This window comes from Henriciella barbarensis (genome assembly GCF_003576345.1).
Lineage (GTDB): Bacteria > Pseudomonadota > Alphaproteobacteria > Caulobacterales > Hyphomonadaceae > Henriciella > Henriciella barbarensis.
In genome coordinates this window covers 13,450-29,259 of record NZ_QWGB01000005.1, presented here as the reverse complement: position 1 = coordinate 29,259, position 15,810 = coordinate 13,450, and the positions used below count along the sequence as shown (strand labels likewise).

Sequence of the window (15,810 nt, the reverse complement as noted above, 5' to 3'; positions counted from 1 at the left end):
GCAAAGTCCAGCGGCTGTCGAAAAAGCTGCGTAGACTGGTGACGTGAGGTCGCGGAATGTGTCCGAAATGGACGAGCTAGATCCTGTTCGCAAATTTGTTTAGGCGATGGTAGAGCTGGAACAGGCGCTGATTGATGGTCTGCCAGCTCGGGCACCGAGCGCTAAAGGGCAGGAAATTAAGGTTGGGTGGGCGGCATTGCGAGCGCGGATTGAATCTGCCACCAGAAAAGTTGAACACGCTGAAGTCCGCCTATCCGAAATCAGCTGAATCCCGCTATCGAGCATTCTCGTAAAGGAGCAGTTTGTACGCTTCGGGCCAAACCCTTCCAGACTTATGTTGTAGATTGAATGGCGGCCACGCTTCAATTCAGCCAGTCAGTTTATAACGATTGCCGAGTCAGCCTGCGCAAGAAATGCGGGTAAATTTACTTGGAACAACACTCGCACTCGGTATCCCACCATTCACCAGCTATTTGCGCACACCGACAAAGCACCCATCATATTATGCATGTGATTGTTGCCGTAACCCTCCTAGTCAAAATGGCTCGGAGGGTTCTCCAAAATACGCACCTTGGCCCAGATATCGGGCTCAAAATCCGGATAAGGTACCCCCGTGACGACATCGGGGTGACGCGGATCATCGGGATGTCCGCCATGTTGCGAAACCAGATCATCGACGCCGGCAAGCAGCTTCCGCCAGAAAGGCTCCTCGGGTTCCGCCAAAACCCAGGAAAAGAGGCTTTGCCGCAACTCGCCGACAGACTTTTGGTGAAGCTTATAGCTGCCAGGGCCGAGCGGCTCGTATCTTGTGCACTGTCCTTCCAACATATGCTCCGCTAAAACACGCCATATCATAGCTTCGGACCCACTGCGGCTCTCTTCCAACGCTATCTCGAACAGTTTGGCGGTTTGTGCCCCCCGGCAAAGACTGCCCAAACGATACGCTGCATTTCCCCGCGCATTATCATTTGACGCAGCTTTTGCGACGGCCGCCTTTAGCTTGTCCGGCTCGCGTTCGAGCATATCGGCAATGGCATTGGGCCCATGAAACCCGAAATGAAGCAAGTCTTGATATCGCCCTTCAAGAACATCATCCAAAAGCAGACTGAGCGCTCGGTCCGACCCGACGCGAAAGAGCGCGCGGATGCGATCATAGTCACCATGGCCGAGACGGCATTCAGCATGCAGGGCTTCGATGGCGTCAACCATCGCATCAGCGTCTTCCAGCATGAGCAGCGAGATGAAATCGCCTGCCTGCCATTGGTGAACCTCGCGGGGGTGCTTGGCTTTTCTGGCGATGAGCTCAAGCGGCGTGTCTGATCGCGCCAGGAGGTCGAGCCATGGGCGAAGGATGTAAAAATCGTTCTCGGAACGCCAGGTCTGCGCAAAATACTCAGCCTCTGCCGCTGCAAGACCTGGCAGGATCCAGTCCGCTTTGAGCGGCTGGCCGGTCTCGGCCAGCGCCTCAAGTATCGCCAGGGACTTGACCGGCTCGGGATCGCGTCGAATGAGATCGATCACCTCCGCCAGGCGCGGGCCACAATCCATCCAGGCCGCAGAGGCAGCCAGACTGCGCGCCCGCGCCCAGCCATCCTTAGCATCAAGATCAATCTCAGCAACACGATCGAGGATACGGGCTGCAATGTGATGACACGATGCTGAAGGTCCCCGCTCCAGACAGACCGCCCGGCGCTCCCGTTTCAGCTCATGACTGCGATCGTTTGGAAAGAGCCCCTTGCCCTGAACATCGGCCGCGACAAAAGGAGCGAATTTGCGAAGCGCTATCGCCGCGCCGAGCTCAAATCGTTCATCGCCAATATAGCCCAGCAACAGCGCCTTCGCCTCCGGCCAACCATGGCGCATAAATGGCTCCCGGCGACGATAGTCCCCTGGATAGCCGCCCCGTAGCCTCAGCCGACTCGGGTTGTCAGCATGCTCCTGCTCATACTGCAGGAGTTCAGCTTCATGCACTTCATGCATGCGTTTCAATGCTGAAACACGGCCGGGAACAGCCAGTGCCCGTAAGGCCAATTGCAGATCGTCGCTGCTTTTGTCCGGCACCGCCAATAGCAATCGACACCACCGATCGATTGCACTGTGCAAGCCCAGCGATGCGAGGCCCGTCGGGCTCAGACCTCTCTCATCATGATGGTCCGCGCCCTTCCAGCCAGTCACAAGCTTCATCAGCAAGACCACTTCGGACCGGTTTTTCGCGGGCGAGTTAATAAGAATCTGAATAAGGCGCGTGTTATCGGAATTCTTGAGCACATCCATCAGGCGCGCAAGCCGGCTGCGCTCGTCGCGCATGGCATAACGATCTGCACCCTCAAGTGTGCGGCAAATCTGCAAGGCCTCGGTGAGGACACAGCGTAACTGTCCCGGTTTGAGATGCGTCGCCATCCCAAGCCCGTCGTGACGCTCCCGCCTATCGTCGAGCAAGAACGACAGAATGTCGTCAGCCTGGGCTGGATTCACTTTGGTGACATACTCATGCAGCCTGTAGAGCACCTTGCCAGTTTTCATGTGCTCCAGGAGCACGTCTGAAAGCGCGCTAGGGGCATCTTCGGAAAACCTGTGCAAATGCCAGTGGCGATTATCCTTGCTCTGATCATGTAGAGCGAGCCCGGCCTCAATCAGGTCCGCGGGAAAAAGCTCGCCATCAAGCTCACAAAGGATCATTCGGGCGTGTACGCCGCCGGTTGTGTTCGGCCCCTTCTTAATAATCCGCTTGAGCGTTGCCCGATAGCGCTCAGGGTCGTGTTCCGCCGCAATCTCCCTGTATCTCTCGTCAAGCGCCCATTTGTCAGCCGAGGCTTCAGTCATGGCCGCGAACAGCGCGGTCGATTTGTCTTTCCGGCCGAGGTAGTGGATTTCATCGAGGACGAAGCCAAGATGATCAGTCTCGGTGTCCCCGGCGCTAAGCTCAATCGCCATATCCAGTCCGCGATCACCGCCGGAATAGGCCAGATCATGGACCAGTATCCGGCGCTGGGATCTGGAAAGCCCTTCGGCCTTGGCGCTCCAGTCTGGTCCAAGCACATCCGGGTGAAATCCACCCCGTCGGGTTAACTGGCGCTCGCGGCGCCTCTCCTTTTCCGAAGCGAGGTCTTCGAATATCGTCTCTGCGAACTCGGAGCGCCCGGTGCCCACCATGAAGGATAAAACCTCCACACCTGGATCTTTCCTGCGCCAAGCACGAACAAAGCGCTGCACATCGTCGCGTATCCCGTCCCAAGCGGCGTCACTCAGCCGAGACATCATCTTCGCCGCAAATTCGGGATCCATTCCCCAAAGTTCCATCAGAAACCGGCGCAGGCCCGGATCAATTGGGCCAGATTGGCCGAGCGCCTCCACCGCGATTTCAACCGCCCCTTCCCAGCTTCTCGCATTGCCGAATTCAGCTGCGGCGGGCGACGGCAAAGCCGTGTCGTTGGCACAAGCGACAATAGCATCCCGTACGTGAAACGAAGCGAACCAATCCTGGAGCAGTTGGTGATCGAAGACAAACCGCCTCGCTCTGCCCTCACCTGCAACCTGGATGAGAGATTGCTGTGAAAGGCGCTGAAGAGCGCGCTCGCACTCGGCGGCGTTGTGGACATGGCCAGCGGCCTTCAGGCGTGCAGCAATGACGGCGCTCGCCGCTTTGATGTGCAGTTCAACTGTACCGGACCCGGCCATGCGAACCGCCAATTCCATGAGCAGACCACGCACGAACTCTGCCGACCCGCCCGGCGGCGGATCAAGATAGGCCGGACGGCCAAATTCGCCCTCGACGAAACGAGAGACAAGCTGGACACTGTTTTCCGGCAGGTCGCCATCGCTTGCCTGCCATTCCAGACGAGCGAACAGATTCAGGAAAAACGGTATGCCGAGGAGCTCGCGCAGCGGGCGGTGATCGCGCGTACGAGTATGCGCTTGAAGGCCTGCAACACCACCAACGCTTTCAATAAAGCGCGCCTGGTCATCGAAGGTGATCCGGTCGAGAGCAAAGCTCGCGCTGATCGTCGTTGGCAAGGTTGACCAGTATGGCCGCGTTGCAAAAAGAAGCGGTGCATCCGGATATTCGCCGTGGAAGGCTTCGATCGCAGACCGGGCTTGGCGCCGCTCGTCAACCGACAACTCATTCCAACCATCCAGCAGAAACGTCAATCTCCCGGCCCGAGCCTGTGCGGCCAGATCCGCCTGCGAGATGTTTTCGGCGATCAGCGCATCGCGCTGCAAGAGGGCCGAAATTACCGAACCGTGCGTCGCCGCCTCCGCCATCGGTACATAGACCGCAGCCGCTTCATCGAACCTGCTGAACACGGCCTCGCCAATTGTGAGCAGCGCAATGGTCTTTCCAGCGCCGCCCTGATCGATCAGGGCGCCGCGCCAACCTGGTGTCAAACGCTCCGCCAGCGCGGTCAGCGGGCCAGGCGCACTGTCCTCGTCATTCAGTTCGCTCACGCGTCGCGGCAAAACAAGACGTGTCGTGTGAACCCTGCTCAGCCGTCTTGTGATATCGGACCGCGCGGCAAATCTCACCCGCGCGGCAATCGCTGCGGCAGACATGTCCGGCGCCAGTCGCTCAAGCAAATGGCCAAGCCGCTGTTCATTTACATATTCGCTAAGTTTCTGACGATACGCGGCCAAAGGCGGCTTCGCCCAAAGCTCACTGTCAATCAGATCCGCGAGCTTTCGCAGGGCATCTCGGGCTTGACCGTTTCCGGCCCTTAAGACTTGCGCGAGTTCTGCCGATAGTCCGCCCCGCATGAGATCAGACGCCGGTGCGCGTTTAAGCCGCTCTAGGATCAGCGTGAAAACGAGCGCGTGCTGGCCGCGCAACATGTCCGTCAGGTCGGCCTGCTCGCGTTCGCCGAACACCTCATCTAGACGTGCAGCACTTCGCTCCAGGGCCGCTGAAATGGCAAAACGCACATTGATGTCTTCAGCAAGGCCCTCGAGTGGTGCGCTCAGTGCGTCGGCCGCTTTGCCAATGGCCCAGCCGCCCCCGCCAGAGATCAGGAGTTCAGCCAGTGCCAAGCCCGCTCCCTTCATCGGATGGGTCCTTACCGGCCTTGCCATTGGCCACTTCAACTGCATCAAGAAGGCGAAACAGATGATTGAGCACCAGGAACTCGCTCACAGCTTCAACCGGCGACCGATTGAGCTCGCTATGGGCATGGGGATTTCTGTGTAGCTGAAGCACGCCACGGAACAGGAACTCAAGCCCGGCTTGCTCACCGGGATCCTCCCGGCCGCTCAACTTCAACAAGGCGTGTTTTGGAGAAAAAGCGGCATCGACAAGCCGAGTACCCGAAAGTCTTGTGCATGTCAGTTTCCGCAGTCGGTCTTCAAGCCTGATGTATCCCAAATGCAAGGCGTGTCCCGGCCGCGTGTCGAACTCCAGAACAAGGTCAATCAGCCCAGGCGCCAATGCGGCTAATGGCAGGCGGGCAGGATAGTGTGACCACAAACGACCCGCGCGGGCGTCGTCCCAATCGCCCCTGAACATATAATCCTGATATTGACCAATACGCACGGCCCGCCGCGCGGCTAGGTCTTGCAGATCCGATTCGGTGAGGACAGAGTCATCCAGCCGCTGAAACTCCGCCGGTGTCAGATCCACCTCGTCAATCTGCACCTCATGTGCGCTTAGCATGGCAATCGCTTTGGACAGCCCAGAAGGCCCCTCCCCGCTATAGCCGGACGCAAATCCCGGTCTAATGACAAGACCATCTCCGACGGCGTTAATCAGCAACAGTCCGTGCTGCTCTCGAAAGGACAAGATCCGCGCGCGTTCTATCCTGGTTTCTCGCTGGAGCGCTTCAAGAACCGCTTCCTCGCAAGGCCGCGTGACCCCGCTCAATCCATGATAGGCAAGGCCAGCTGCCTGTTGTGTTGCCGCCTTGGCCATGCATTGAGTCCCCTTTTATCGATCGGAAGTACAAGACGAATTGCCAGAGTGGCCACCGTCAGTGTTTTTGCTTCGTTCTCGCGGCTTCGGCAAGGATTGGGCGCATAAACATCGACCTTGCATCACCAATACACGGCGATGATTTCGACTTCGAGGAGCCGCGGACCGTGAAATCGTTGCGGACTCCGCTGTTGGAAAGAAGGACAGAACGGCTTGCTCGCGCGCGATCGTGCGCGATCGTGCGCAGCCGCAAATCCTCTTCGGCGGGTAGCTCAAGCGAAATCAGTTCGGACAACCGAGCAAAGTCGGTGAGTGAGCGTGAGCTGGTCGATCTTGCATACTACGACCATGTCAATGCTGCCGGCCTTGAGTTCAGCGAGCAGGGCCCTTAGGCTAGGGCGATCCATGGTCCCACCGGATATCCCGCCATCATCATAGTGCTGCGGCAGGAGCTTCCGTCCTCCGTGGCGCTGCGAGCGTATATAGGCCTCGCAGGCCTCACGCTGCGCGTCCAGCGAGTTGAAAGCCTGGTCAAGGTCTTCGTCAGAGGTTTTTCGGGTGTAAATGACGCAGCGGACTTTTTTCGTGTCTGCACACCGAAGAAGCGAGGCCCCGACCATTTGGTCCCTGTGATCTCCTTGGCGATGGCGCTGAGCGATCGCCAAGTCTTGCCATTCCAGAGATAGCCTGCCTCCGTAATACCGACGGTGTGCTGTACCCCGTTCCATTCTCGCACGCTACGTTGGCCGTTGCTGCCAGGCGCGGCGGTATCGGGTGAGGCTGATGCAAGCCGTCTGAGCTTTCTTGCATTTGCCGCGCGTGGTTTGCCAGAGGTGTGCCACTGGTCTTCGCAGGTCAGGATCTTCGCCATCATGGGCGAACGGAGCTTGCGAGGGGGCGCTGAACGGATCGTCTCGATCCAGCACTCGATTAGCGCCTCTCGCAAATGACGCTTGAAGTCGATCCGGCTCACGCCTTGTCCCCGCGCAACTTGAACCGTGCGGCGGATTTCTCGGTCTTAGCGATCCGGTAGATGACGTAGCCGCGTTTGCGGAGTCGGGTCATCGCGGCGCGGACCGTGTGTGGTTGCCAAGTGAGCAGCGAGATAGCTGCTTCAACGTCTGGCCTTTGCCGGTCAGCGCCTCGACTAGGCGAGCTTCCTTCGTGCCGTCTTTCGGAGCGTCAATTGTGTGTTGGTCAGTCATGGCTTGTCTACTGTAGATTTGCAGGCGCCATTATCCGCTCCCACAGAGACAAGCCCGGGATGATACCGGGCAGCGCGACCTTGTTACCAGAGACAGCGACGCTCGGATCGGGCGGCAAGTCCAGTGGGGCGAAGAAGCTGCGTGGACTGCGAGCGTGAAGTGGTGCGAGGTCCGCGCATGGACGAATTAGATCCCATCCGTGAACTAGTCGTGGAAGCAATAGCGGAGTTGGAACGGGCGCTGGATGATGGTTTGCCAGCGCAGGCGCCAATGTCAGGAAGACAGGAAATTACAACTGGACTGGCCGCCCTAAATGGTCGCATTGAAAAAGCGGTCCTAAGGCTCGAAGCGGCTGAGCGCCTGCTCTCTGATGAGCACTAAATTTCGATCGCAGTCGAGATGGAGAGCACCAACTTTGGGCCTTTGCTGGGGGGGGCGCCCGTCGAAAGGTGCTATCTAACTTGCGTAGTCGCGTTTGACTTGAAATTGTTCACGCAAGTGTTGCGCCGAGCCATTGGAAGAGACCATTACACCCATTTCTTGGTGCGGGCGTGCATTCGAAGCATCGGCGGATTGGTCTGCTCCCTGAAAAGTGGTCCATTATTTGAGTTAGTTCCGGCTTCAGATATGGAGCTTAGAGATGGGCAAGAGATCAACGCCTGAAGAGATTATTGCGAAGCTGCGGGAGGTGGAGGTGCGCCTCGCGCGCGGTGAGACGACGGGTCAGGCGGTGCGTTCGATCGGTGTGACGGAGCAGACCTACTACCGGTGGCGCAAGGAGTATGGCGGGCTACAGGTCGGCCAGGCCAAACGGATGAAGGAGATGGAGAAGGAGAATGCGCGGCTTCGCCGGGCGATCTCTGATCTGACCCTCGACAACCAGATCCTGCAGGAAGTCGTGCGGGGAAAGTTCTAAGCCCTTCACGCAAGCGCAAAGCGGTCGATCATGTGGTAGAGACACTCGGCGCAACAGAGCGCCGGGCTTGCCGCGTGATGGGCCAGCATCGTTCCACCCAGCGCAAGCCGCGCGTGCCGCGCCAGGACGAGGATGTGCTGACAGCGGCCATCATCGCCCTGGCAGAACGGTTTGGCCGGTATGGCTATCGCCGGATCACAGCTTTGCTGAGACGGGATGGCTGGCATGTGAACGAGAAGCGCGTCTATCGCATCTGGCGGCGTGAAGGGCTGAAAGTGCCAATGAAACAACCGAAACGCGGCCGTCTCTGGCTGAATGACGGCTCGTGCGTGAGGCTTCGCCCTGCGCACAAGGGGCATGTCTGGTCCTATGACTTCGTTCAGGACCGCACGCATGACGACAAGGTGTTCCGCATGCTGTGCGTCATTGATGAGTTCACTCGCGAATGCCTCGCCATCCGCGTCGAGCGCAAGCTGAACTCCCGCGATGTCCTCGACACGCTGGGCGAACTGTTCGTGCATCATGGCCCGCCGGAGCATATCCGTTCCGACAATGGCCCCGAGTTCATCGCCACTGCCCTGCGCGAGTGGCTTGGCCGGATCGGCGTGAGGACGCTCTATATCGAGCCGGGTTCTCCATGGGAGAATGGATACTGCGAGAGCTTCAACTCCAAGCTCAGAGACGAGTTGCTGGCGAGGGAAATCTTCTATGATCTCAGGGAGGCGAAAGTCCTGATCGAGACCTGGCGCCGGCATTACAACACCGCGCGTCCGCACTCTTCTCTGGGCTACCGGCCGCCCGCGCCACAAGCCATCTTGCCCGCGGCGTTCATATCGCCTTACTGTGTGGAAGTAGCGGCATGAACGCCGCTACGTGGAAACCGCCGGGCTAACAAAGCCGGTGGACCAACTCGGTGGGGCAGAGCAAACCGGAAATGGGTCGCGGACTTCACCTATATCTGGACCGCTGAAGGCTGGCTTTACCTGGCCGTGGTCCTCGACCTGTTCTCCCGGCGCATCGTCGGCTGGTCGATGAAGGAAGCGATGACCACGCAGATGGTCACCGACGCCCTGATGATGGCCATCTGGAGAAGAGGGCGTCCCCGGACGCTGATGCATCACTCCGATCAGGGCAGCCAGTATACCAGTGAGGCCTTCCAACGCCTGATGAGGGACAATGGCATCACATGCTCAATGAGCCGGTCCGGCAACTGCTGGGATAATGCGGCGATGGAGAGCTTCTTCTCATCGCTCAAGACCGAGCGGATCAGGGGCCAAGTTTACCGAACCCGTGATCAGGCGCGTTCCGATGTGTTCGATTATATCGAGCGGTTCTACAATCCCACCCGCCGGCACTCGACGCTGGGATATCTCAGCCCTATGCAGTATGAGGAGCAAGCGATGGAAGCTTAAGTTGCCGTCCATCAAACCGGCAGCAGGCCAGTTATCAAAGGTTTCCAGGGAGATTTTCGAAGGGAAGTCAGATGCGAAGTATTGCTTGTATTGCCCCTGACTGTTCCTAACCTTCGTTATCCTCAGCAGGCACCTTTACGGGTTTCGACGATGTGCCGCATGACCACTTGCTTTCGTCCAGTCCGGCTTTAAGCACCGCGTAATGGTCACCGCACGCCCCCGGCTTCGGCATAGCAGAGTCGCCTTGCCCTCTAAGCTGGCGCCTCTTCGTATTGCGATCCTTGGATATCGCTCGGATTCGAAAGTGGGAGGGCAGGGCGTATACATTGATTATCTGTCTCAAGCGCTGAGCGAGGCGGGGGCGCATGTCGACGTGATTTCGGGGCCGCCTTACCCCGAACTCTCTGGCGATGTACGTCTTTTGAAAATCCCCTCGCTTGACCTCTATGCGCAGCCCCACAATGGGCACTATTCTTTGCGTCCCCGGCACCTGCTGAGCAAGACGGATACCTACGAGTATTTCGGTCATCTCTCTGGCAAGTTTGTCGAACCTTATGTTTTCGGCGAACGCGTATATCGGTTCCTCAGGCAGAGAGCACATCATTACGACGTCGTTCTGGACAATCAGACCCTTGCCAGCGGAATGCTCAGGATTCAGTCAGGTTTGGGATTGCCGCTGGTGACGATGATACACCATCCCGTCACGCAGGATCGAAGGCTCGCTCTCGAAGCCGCGGAAACCTGGCGTCAACGCTGGTTGATCAAGCGCTGGTACGCCTTTCATCATATGCAAATCCGTGTCGCACGCAGGCTGAAGGTGATGACTTGCCCCTCCGAAGCGGCGAAAAGAGACATCGTAGAGGCGTTCGGTGTCGACCCGGATCGTCTCCATCCAATCCCACTTGGTGTCGATCAGAGCGCGTTTCGTCCCAAACCCCAGATTCCACGCGCGAAAAACCGGATCATTTCGACAGCCAGTGCGGACACACCGCTCAAGGGATTGCCGGTCCTTCTGAAGGCCTATCGTCAGCTGCTTGATAATCATCCTGATCTGGAGCTTGTTGTCATTGGAAAGCTTAGGGATGGGCTGGCCCGGCGGATGCTTGGTGAGCTGGGGCTGGAGCACTGCGTGCAATTCAAGAGCGGACTGACCAGGCGAGAGCTCGCTGAAGAGTTTTGCAGGGCCACAATTGCCGTCACGCCGTCACTTTACGAAGGTTTCGGTCTTCCGGCAGCAGAAGCCATGAGTTGTGGCACCCCGGTCATCGTTACGGATGGCGGGGCTTTACCGGAAGTTGCAGGAGATGCTGGCATCGTGGTGCCGCGCGGCGATGCGGACGCGCTCGCGGCCTCGATTGCGCGCTTGCTGGATCATGCTGACAACCGTCTGTCCGTCGGCGAAGCGTGTCTCATGCGTGCGAGGACCGAGTTCGACTGGCGTCAGATCGCGCCGCGCTACCTCTCGCTTATGGAAGAGGCGAGAGCGAACCCATGCTGACAGCGCGCTTACAGCACCTTGGGCTCTCTGCCGGGGACCGCGTACTGGATCTCGGCTGTGGTGAAGGTCGCCACGTTCATGGACTTTATATGATCGGCGGCCTCGAAATCGATGGTATTGATCTCGACGCGGAGGCCCTCGAAAAGGCAGAGGTGGGGCTCAGCTCACTTCCGCCGCCTCGAGGCAGCGATGATGGAGTGGCCCGTTTTGCGCAGGGAGATGCAACGGCTCTGATGTTTGAAGACAACACCTTTGACGCCGTCATCTGTTCAGAAGTTCTAGAGCATCTGCCAGACTATCATGCGGCGATTGCCGAAATTCGCCGCGTGCTCAAACCAGGCGGCGGCCTTTGCATATCCGTCCCACGTGCCTGGCCGGAGAGGATATGCTGGCACCTCGCACCGCCACCGGACGGATATCCTTTTCAACCCGGTGGCCATATCCGGATTTTCGACAAGGTCGACCTCAAAATCTCCATTGAGCGGAAGGGTTTTCGAATGGTGCGCCGCCATTATGCGCATGGGCTGCATGCGCCGCTCTGGTGGTTGAAATGTGCGTTCTGGGCGAGGCGAGATGATCATCCCTGGGTAAAAACCTATCACCGGTTTCTGGTCTGGGACATCATGAAGCGCCCCCCTCTGACGCGGGTTCTGGATGCCCTGCTTACGCCGGTTATGGGTAAGAGCCTCGTCATGTACTTCGAGAAGGAAGGCAAACTCTGATGGATGGCTCTTTCAAGAAAGCGCTGTCCCTTGGAGCAATCGACCTTGAGGCGCCGCTTCAGCGTATCCTTGATCTCCAGACACCGCAGGGGGCAATCCCCTGGTTCGAGGATGGTCCCTGGGACCCTTGGAATCATGTCGAAAGCGCGATGGCCCTGACGGTAATGGGCAGAACCAAGGCGGCAGGCGCGGCTTTGGACTATCTGCGCGCCACACAGCGCGCTGACGGCGCCTGGCTCGGGGGCTATGGCAATGCGCTTCCGATGGTCGACCGCGATTTTATTAGTCGTGAGCCTGCGCCGCAGTTGGTCGATACGAATTTCTGCGCTTACCCGGCTGTGGGTGTCGCGCATTACGCATTGGCGACCGGCGACTGGCGGGGCGTTCGTAGGTGGTGGCCGATGATCAAAGCTTCCATTGATTTCGTGGTGTCCCTTCAGCGCGAAGACGGGGCGGTCCCATGGGCGCTCGATGCGATCAATTCGAGCGATGATGACGCTCTGGTGGCGGGGAATGCCTCGATCGCCAAAAGTCTCGAATGTGCGTTATTTCTGGCTGATAAATTCAATGAACCCGCAGCGTTATGGCGCGAGGCACATGCAAAAATTATTATGGCTCTCAGAGATAAGCCAAGCGCTTTCGACAGACGGGCCACAGGGCAGCGCTTCGCCATGGATTGGTACTATCCGGTGCTCTCTGGAGCCCTGAGCAAAGCCTCAGCGCGTCAGCGTCTCGATCACAACTGGAGCCGCTTCGTCATTGCAGGGCACGGCTGCCGCTGCGTGAGCGATGAGCCATGGGTTACAGTCGCTGAGACTTGCGAACTGGTGATCGCTCTTGCTTCCGTTGGCGACCAGACTTTGGCTGAGAGGCTTTTTCGTCAGGCAATGACCATCCGCGATCCGGCAGGCGTGCTCTGGATGGGCTGGCAAACCGCCGAGAGTGTCATCTGGCCGAAGGAGAGGCCAACCTGGACGCAGGCGGCCGCAATACTAGCCGCGGACGCGCTGAAAGGGTTCAGCGGCGCCAACCGGATTTTTCTGGCCCCGCTACTTTAGGCGCCGCAGCAGCCTCAGGCTTTTGATCGCGCCTTCTTCAGCGAAGGCATGAGACCTCAGTGCTTTCTGGTAGATATCAAAAGGAGGTCGCCCGCCATCTTTCGGGTCAGGAAATACATCATGGATCGCTAACAGCCCGCCGACCATGAGATGGGGAACCCATCCTTCATAGTCATTGAGTGCGTGTTCCGTCGTGTGTCCGCCGTCGATAAAGAGCAGACTTAGAGGCGTTCCCCACCGCGCGGCGACGTCCTTTGATTGACCGACAATTGCAATCACAGTCGCTTCTAGGCCAGCCTTGCGTATTGTATCCCGGAAAAACGGGAGTGTATCGACAGCACCTGCGGTCTCATCCCATAGCTCCGCATCGAAGTACTCCCAGCCAGGCTGGTTCTCTTCAGATCCGCGATGGTGATCGATGGAGAACAGAAGTTCGTTAGCGCGTGCACAAGCCGATCCAATGTAGATGGTCGATTTTCCGCAATATCCACCCACTTCGAGGCAAGGCCCGTAATCTGCGCGTTCAAGGGCCGCGTTATGCAGCGCAAGCCCTTCCTCATCATCAAGGAAGCCTTTTACGCTCGAGGGGTTCAACGGTAGTTTCATCTTGCCGAGGTAACCGGTCAGCTATCCATAGTCGATTTCTTAAAGTGAGGACCGAGAAGGTTGAAGTTCGAATAGCATTGTCAGCGAAACTGGTCGGATAGGGCAGTTTGGTTAGTCGCGTCTCATGCCTCTGAACCCATTTCGTTGTTTCAAAATGTCGCTTGAGATCGTCCAGCTCTCAGTGATGGTGTATGTGCGATTCCCATTCTCGCTGCGCAACGTCGAAGATCTATTGCGGAAAACCACGGTCACGCTGTACACATCGCCATAACCCCTTGTCGGCATTGGGCGCAGTCAATTAGCGAGCATGCAGTCGCACAGGCAGTTTCGTGATCCCTCGCACAAGGTTTGAAAAGAGGCGCTCGGGTTGGTCAACCACTTCGACCTTTACGAAACGTTTGTGGATCTCTTCCCAGATGATCCGCAGCTGCAGTTCTGCAAGCCTATTGCCCATGCAGCGGTGTATGCCAAAGCCGAAGGACAGGTGATGACGTGGATTACTGCGGTCTATAATGAACTGGTCAGCCTTGTCGATGACCGTATCATCGCGGTTGCCTGACAAATACCACATAACGACCTTATCCCCTTCTTTTATCTGCTTGCCGCCGATATCCCAGTCCTGAAGGGCGGTACGGCGCATATGGGTAAGTGGCGTCTGCCATCGGATGATCTCCGGCACCATGCTTGTGATTAGCGATGTATCATCATTCAGCTTGCGATATTCGTCGGGGTTTTGATTGAGGGCGAGTACACCGCCGCTAATCGAGTTGCGTGTGGTGTCGTTGCCGCCCACAATAAGTAACAGGAGATTTCCGAGAAATTCCATGAAGGGCATTTCCCGTGTCGCCGGAGAGTGTGCCATCATGGAAATGAGATCGTTTTTCGGTTCTTGCTTGATGCGCTGTTCCCACAGCTCTTTGAAGTACATTGCGCATTCGATGAGCTCTTCGCGCCTTGCCTGATAGGATTCGACAATGCCGGTTTCGGGGGCGGCCGTTGCGATGTCTGACCAGCGCGTGAGCTTGCGCCGCTCTTCCCATGGAAAGTCAAACAGGGTCGCAAGTGTCATTGTGGTCAACTCAATCGAGACCTTGTCGACCCAGTCGAAATCCTCCCCTATCGGCAGGTCATCGAGAATCTCGCATGCGCGTTCGCGGATTGTTGGCTCAAGCAGCCGCAAATTGGATGGCGCAACTGAGGAGGTAACAGCCTTTCGTTGCTGGTCGTGCTTGGGCGGATCCATGGCGATGAACATTTCAAGCTCCAGGGCACCTTCCACCGAATGCATGTCCTGAATGGCGATGCCGCCAAGTTTCGCCTCTGACGAGAAGACTTTATGGTTGGTGTCCACGGCCATGATGTCGTTGAACTTGGTGACAGACCAGTAGGGTCCGACATTGCTTTCCCGGCAGTAATGGACCGGATCCTCCTTGCGCAACCGGTCGAAGAACAGACCAATTGTGTCCTTCTGAAATAGGTTCGGCCGCGAAACATCAATTTGCTCAATCGGAATGGCCGCGATTTTCTCGACTGTATCCAGCTCCACTGTCTCGACGCTCATAAATCACCTCAAAAAGACTCGTTATTCTCGAAGAGATAAATTTTCGAAAGAGCGCAGTCAATAAAGCTTATAATGTTTTCTTGACACCTCCTGGTGACCGTGGAAAGTTTATGTGTAGCGGAAGCGGTGAATATGATTAAATCTTATAAGAGTTTTGCCACAGGAGAGAGTTTCAGAAATGCAGCCGATGGTCGATAACGCGAAGAAAGCCAAGCGTGCGCTCTCGCTCGCGCAAGACATCGTTCGCGATATCGAGGCAGGGGCTCATGTTCCGGGAGACAGGTTGCCGCGTGAAGAAGAGATGCTTGCCCGATACGAAGTTGCCAGGGCGACCTTGCGTGAAGCGCTTCGCTTTCTCGAGCTTCAGGGTGTTATCTATCTTCAGCTTGGCCGATCTGGCGGGCCTGTGGTGGCGCGTCCCCAGACTGGCGATTTTGCCAGCAGTCTTTCACTCATCCTGCATTTCATGGAAGCCGATTTAAGGGGGCTGCTCGAGCTGCGCGAAGCCATCGCGCCGGACGTTGCAGCCTATGCTGCCCAACGAGCGACCACGGGTGACCTCAGTGCCTTGGTCGATTGCCTCAAAGAGCTGGAGCGCAATGAGGCTGGAAGTCAGTTCGAGGAATTAAACCGCCGCTTTCACGATCTTCTCGGGTGGGCCAGCGGCAATCCGCTCTTCGGTCTTCTGACCTCCTCCATGCATTTGCTTACTCGCGAATTCTCGAGCTCGCTCGGCTATTCGGCGCAGGAGCGGGCGGTCCAGTTGCGCTTCCTGCGCCGCGTTCTGGAGGCCGTCCGCACAGGGGATGCTCAAGCGGCGCGACAGGCTATGACCCGGCTCGTGTCGGGATCTGCATCTTATTTGGCTGAAAGAAGTCCGGAGCTTGTTTCCCAAAGGATCCGGTGGGGACAGATTTAAAAAAATTGCGTCCATCA

10 protein-coding genes and 4 pseudogenes are annotated in these 15,810 nt (G+C 57.5%); 8 read left to right on the top strand and 6 right to left on the bottom strand.

Annotation, left to right across the window (positions count from 1 at the left end; translation table 11 throughout):
- Positions 1-531: 531 nt before the first annotated feature.
- The 4 genes and pseudogenes from D1224_RS02965 to D1224_RS02955 form a co-directional block, all read right to left on the bottom strand.
- On the bottom strand, positions 532-5,037 hold the full coding sequence (locus tag D1224_RS02965; RefSeq protein ID WP_119378446.1) for an NACHT domain-containing protein: 4,506 nt from the start codon (positions 5,035-5,037) through the stop codon (positions 532-534).
- Positions 5,009-5,896, bottom strand: coding sequence for a TIGR02391 family protein (locus D1224_RS02960; RefSeq protein WP_018147857.1), 888 nt, complete (start codon positions 5,894-5,896; stop codon positions 5,009-5,011). Before D1224_RS02960 ends, D1224_RS02965 begins: the two co-directional genes overlap by 29 nt.
- Positions 5,897-6,182: 286 nt before the next feature.
- Positions 6,183-6,516 (bottom strand): annotated as a pseudogene (locus D1224_RS16405) (recombinase family protein); the annotation flags it as partial.
- A 32-nt stretch (positions 6,517-6,548) separates the two neighbouring features.
- Positions 6,549-6,869, bottom strand: a pseudogene (locus D1224_RS02955) (DUF2924 domain-containing protein); the annotation flags it as partial.
- Positions 6,870-7,278: 409 nt separating this feature from the next.
- On the opposite strand from D1224_RS02955, the gene D1224_RS02945 reads away from it, so the two are divergent.
- The 6 genes and pseudogenes from D1224_RS02945 to D1224_RS02920 all read left to right on the top strand — a co-directional run bounded on the left by D1224_RS02945 (position 7,279) and on the right by D1224_RS02920 (position 12,707).
- Positions 7,279-7,482: a globin family protein gene (locus D1224_RS02945; protein WP_018147856.1), complete on the top strand. Its 204-nt coding sequence runs from the start codon at positions 7,279-7,281 to the stop codon at positions 7,480-7,482.
- Positions 7,483-7,741: 259 nt separating this feature from the next.
- Positions 7,742-8,880, top strand: a protein-coding gene (locus tag D1224_RS02940) for an IS3 family transposase (protein ID WP_407637647.1) whose coding sequence is annotated in 2 segments (ribosomal slippage) — positions 7,742-8,000 and positions 8,000-8,880 — 1,140 coding nt in all. Because the reading frame shifts where the segments join, the coding sequence is not laid out codon by codon here.
- 63 nt (positions 8,881-8,943) lie between these two features.
- Positions 8,944-9,429, top strand: a pseudogene (locus tag D1224_RS02935) (IS3 family transposase); the annotation flags it as partial.
- A 202-nt stretch (positions 9,430-9,631) separates the two neighbouring features.
- Positions 9,632-10,927 carry a glycosyltransferase family 4 protein gene (locus tag D1224_RS02930; protein WP_051076821.1) on the top strand — a complete coding sequence of 432 codons (1,296 nt, stop codon included), beginning with the start codon at positions 9,632-9,634 and terminating at the stop codon, positions 10,925-10,927.
- Entirely contained in the window at positions 10,921-11,649 is a 729-nt protein-coding gene (locus D1224_RS02925; protein WP_018147850.1) for a class I SAM-dependent methyltransferase, read from the top strand. Before D1224_RS02930 ends, D1224_RS02925 begins: the two co-directional genes overlap by 7 nt.
- Positions 11,649-12,707, top strand: a complete 1,059-nt coding sequence (locus D1224_RS02920; protein WP_018147849.1) for a hypothetical protein — start codon at positions 11,649-11,651, stop codon at positions 12,705-12,707. The genes D1224_RS02925 and D1224_RS02920 overlap by 1 nt, the downstream gene beginning before the upstream one ends.
- Here D1224_RS02920 and D1224_RS02915 read toward each other — a convergent pair.
- Positions 12,699-13,313, bottom strand: a complete 615-nt coding sequence (locus D1224_RS02915; RefSeq protein WP_026180629.1) for a class I SAM-dependent methyltransferase — start codon at positions 13,311-13,313, stop codon at positions 12,699-12,701. The genes D1224_RS02920 and D1224_RS02915 overlap by 9 nt on opposite strands.
- A gap of 124 nt (positions 13,314-13,437) precedes the next feature.
- Between D1224_RS02915 and D1224_RS16830 the strand changes: the two are divergent.
- Positions 13,438-13,563, top strand: a pseudogene (locus tag D1224_RS16830) (IS6 family transposase); the annotation flags it as partial.
- 48 nt (positions 13,564-13,611) lie between these two features.
- On the opposite strand, the gene D1224_RS02905 reads toward D1224_RS16830, so the two are convergent.
- The gene (locus D1224_RS02905; RefSeq protein WP_018147846.1) at positions 13,612-14,874 is read right to left on the bottom strand and encodes a cytochrome P450; all 1,263 of its coding nucleotides are present in this window, start codon (positions 14,872-14,874) and stop codon (positions 13,612-13,614) included.
- A gap of 178 nt (positions 14,875-15,052) precedes the next feature.
- Here D1224_RS02905 and D1224_RS02900 point away from each other — a divergent pair, with 178 nt between their 5' ends.
- A complete protein-coding gene (locus D1224_RS02900; RefSeq protein ID WP_018147845.1) occupies positions 15,053-15,793 on the top strand; it encodes a FadR/GntR family transcriptional regulator in 741 nt (246 codons plus the stop codon).
- The last annotated feature ends 17 nt before the right edge of the window (positions 15,794-15,810 follow it).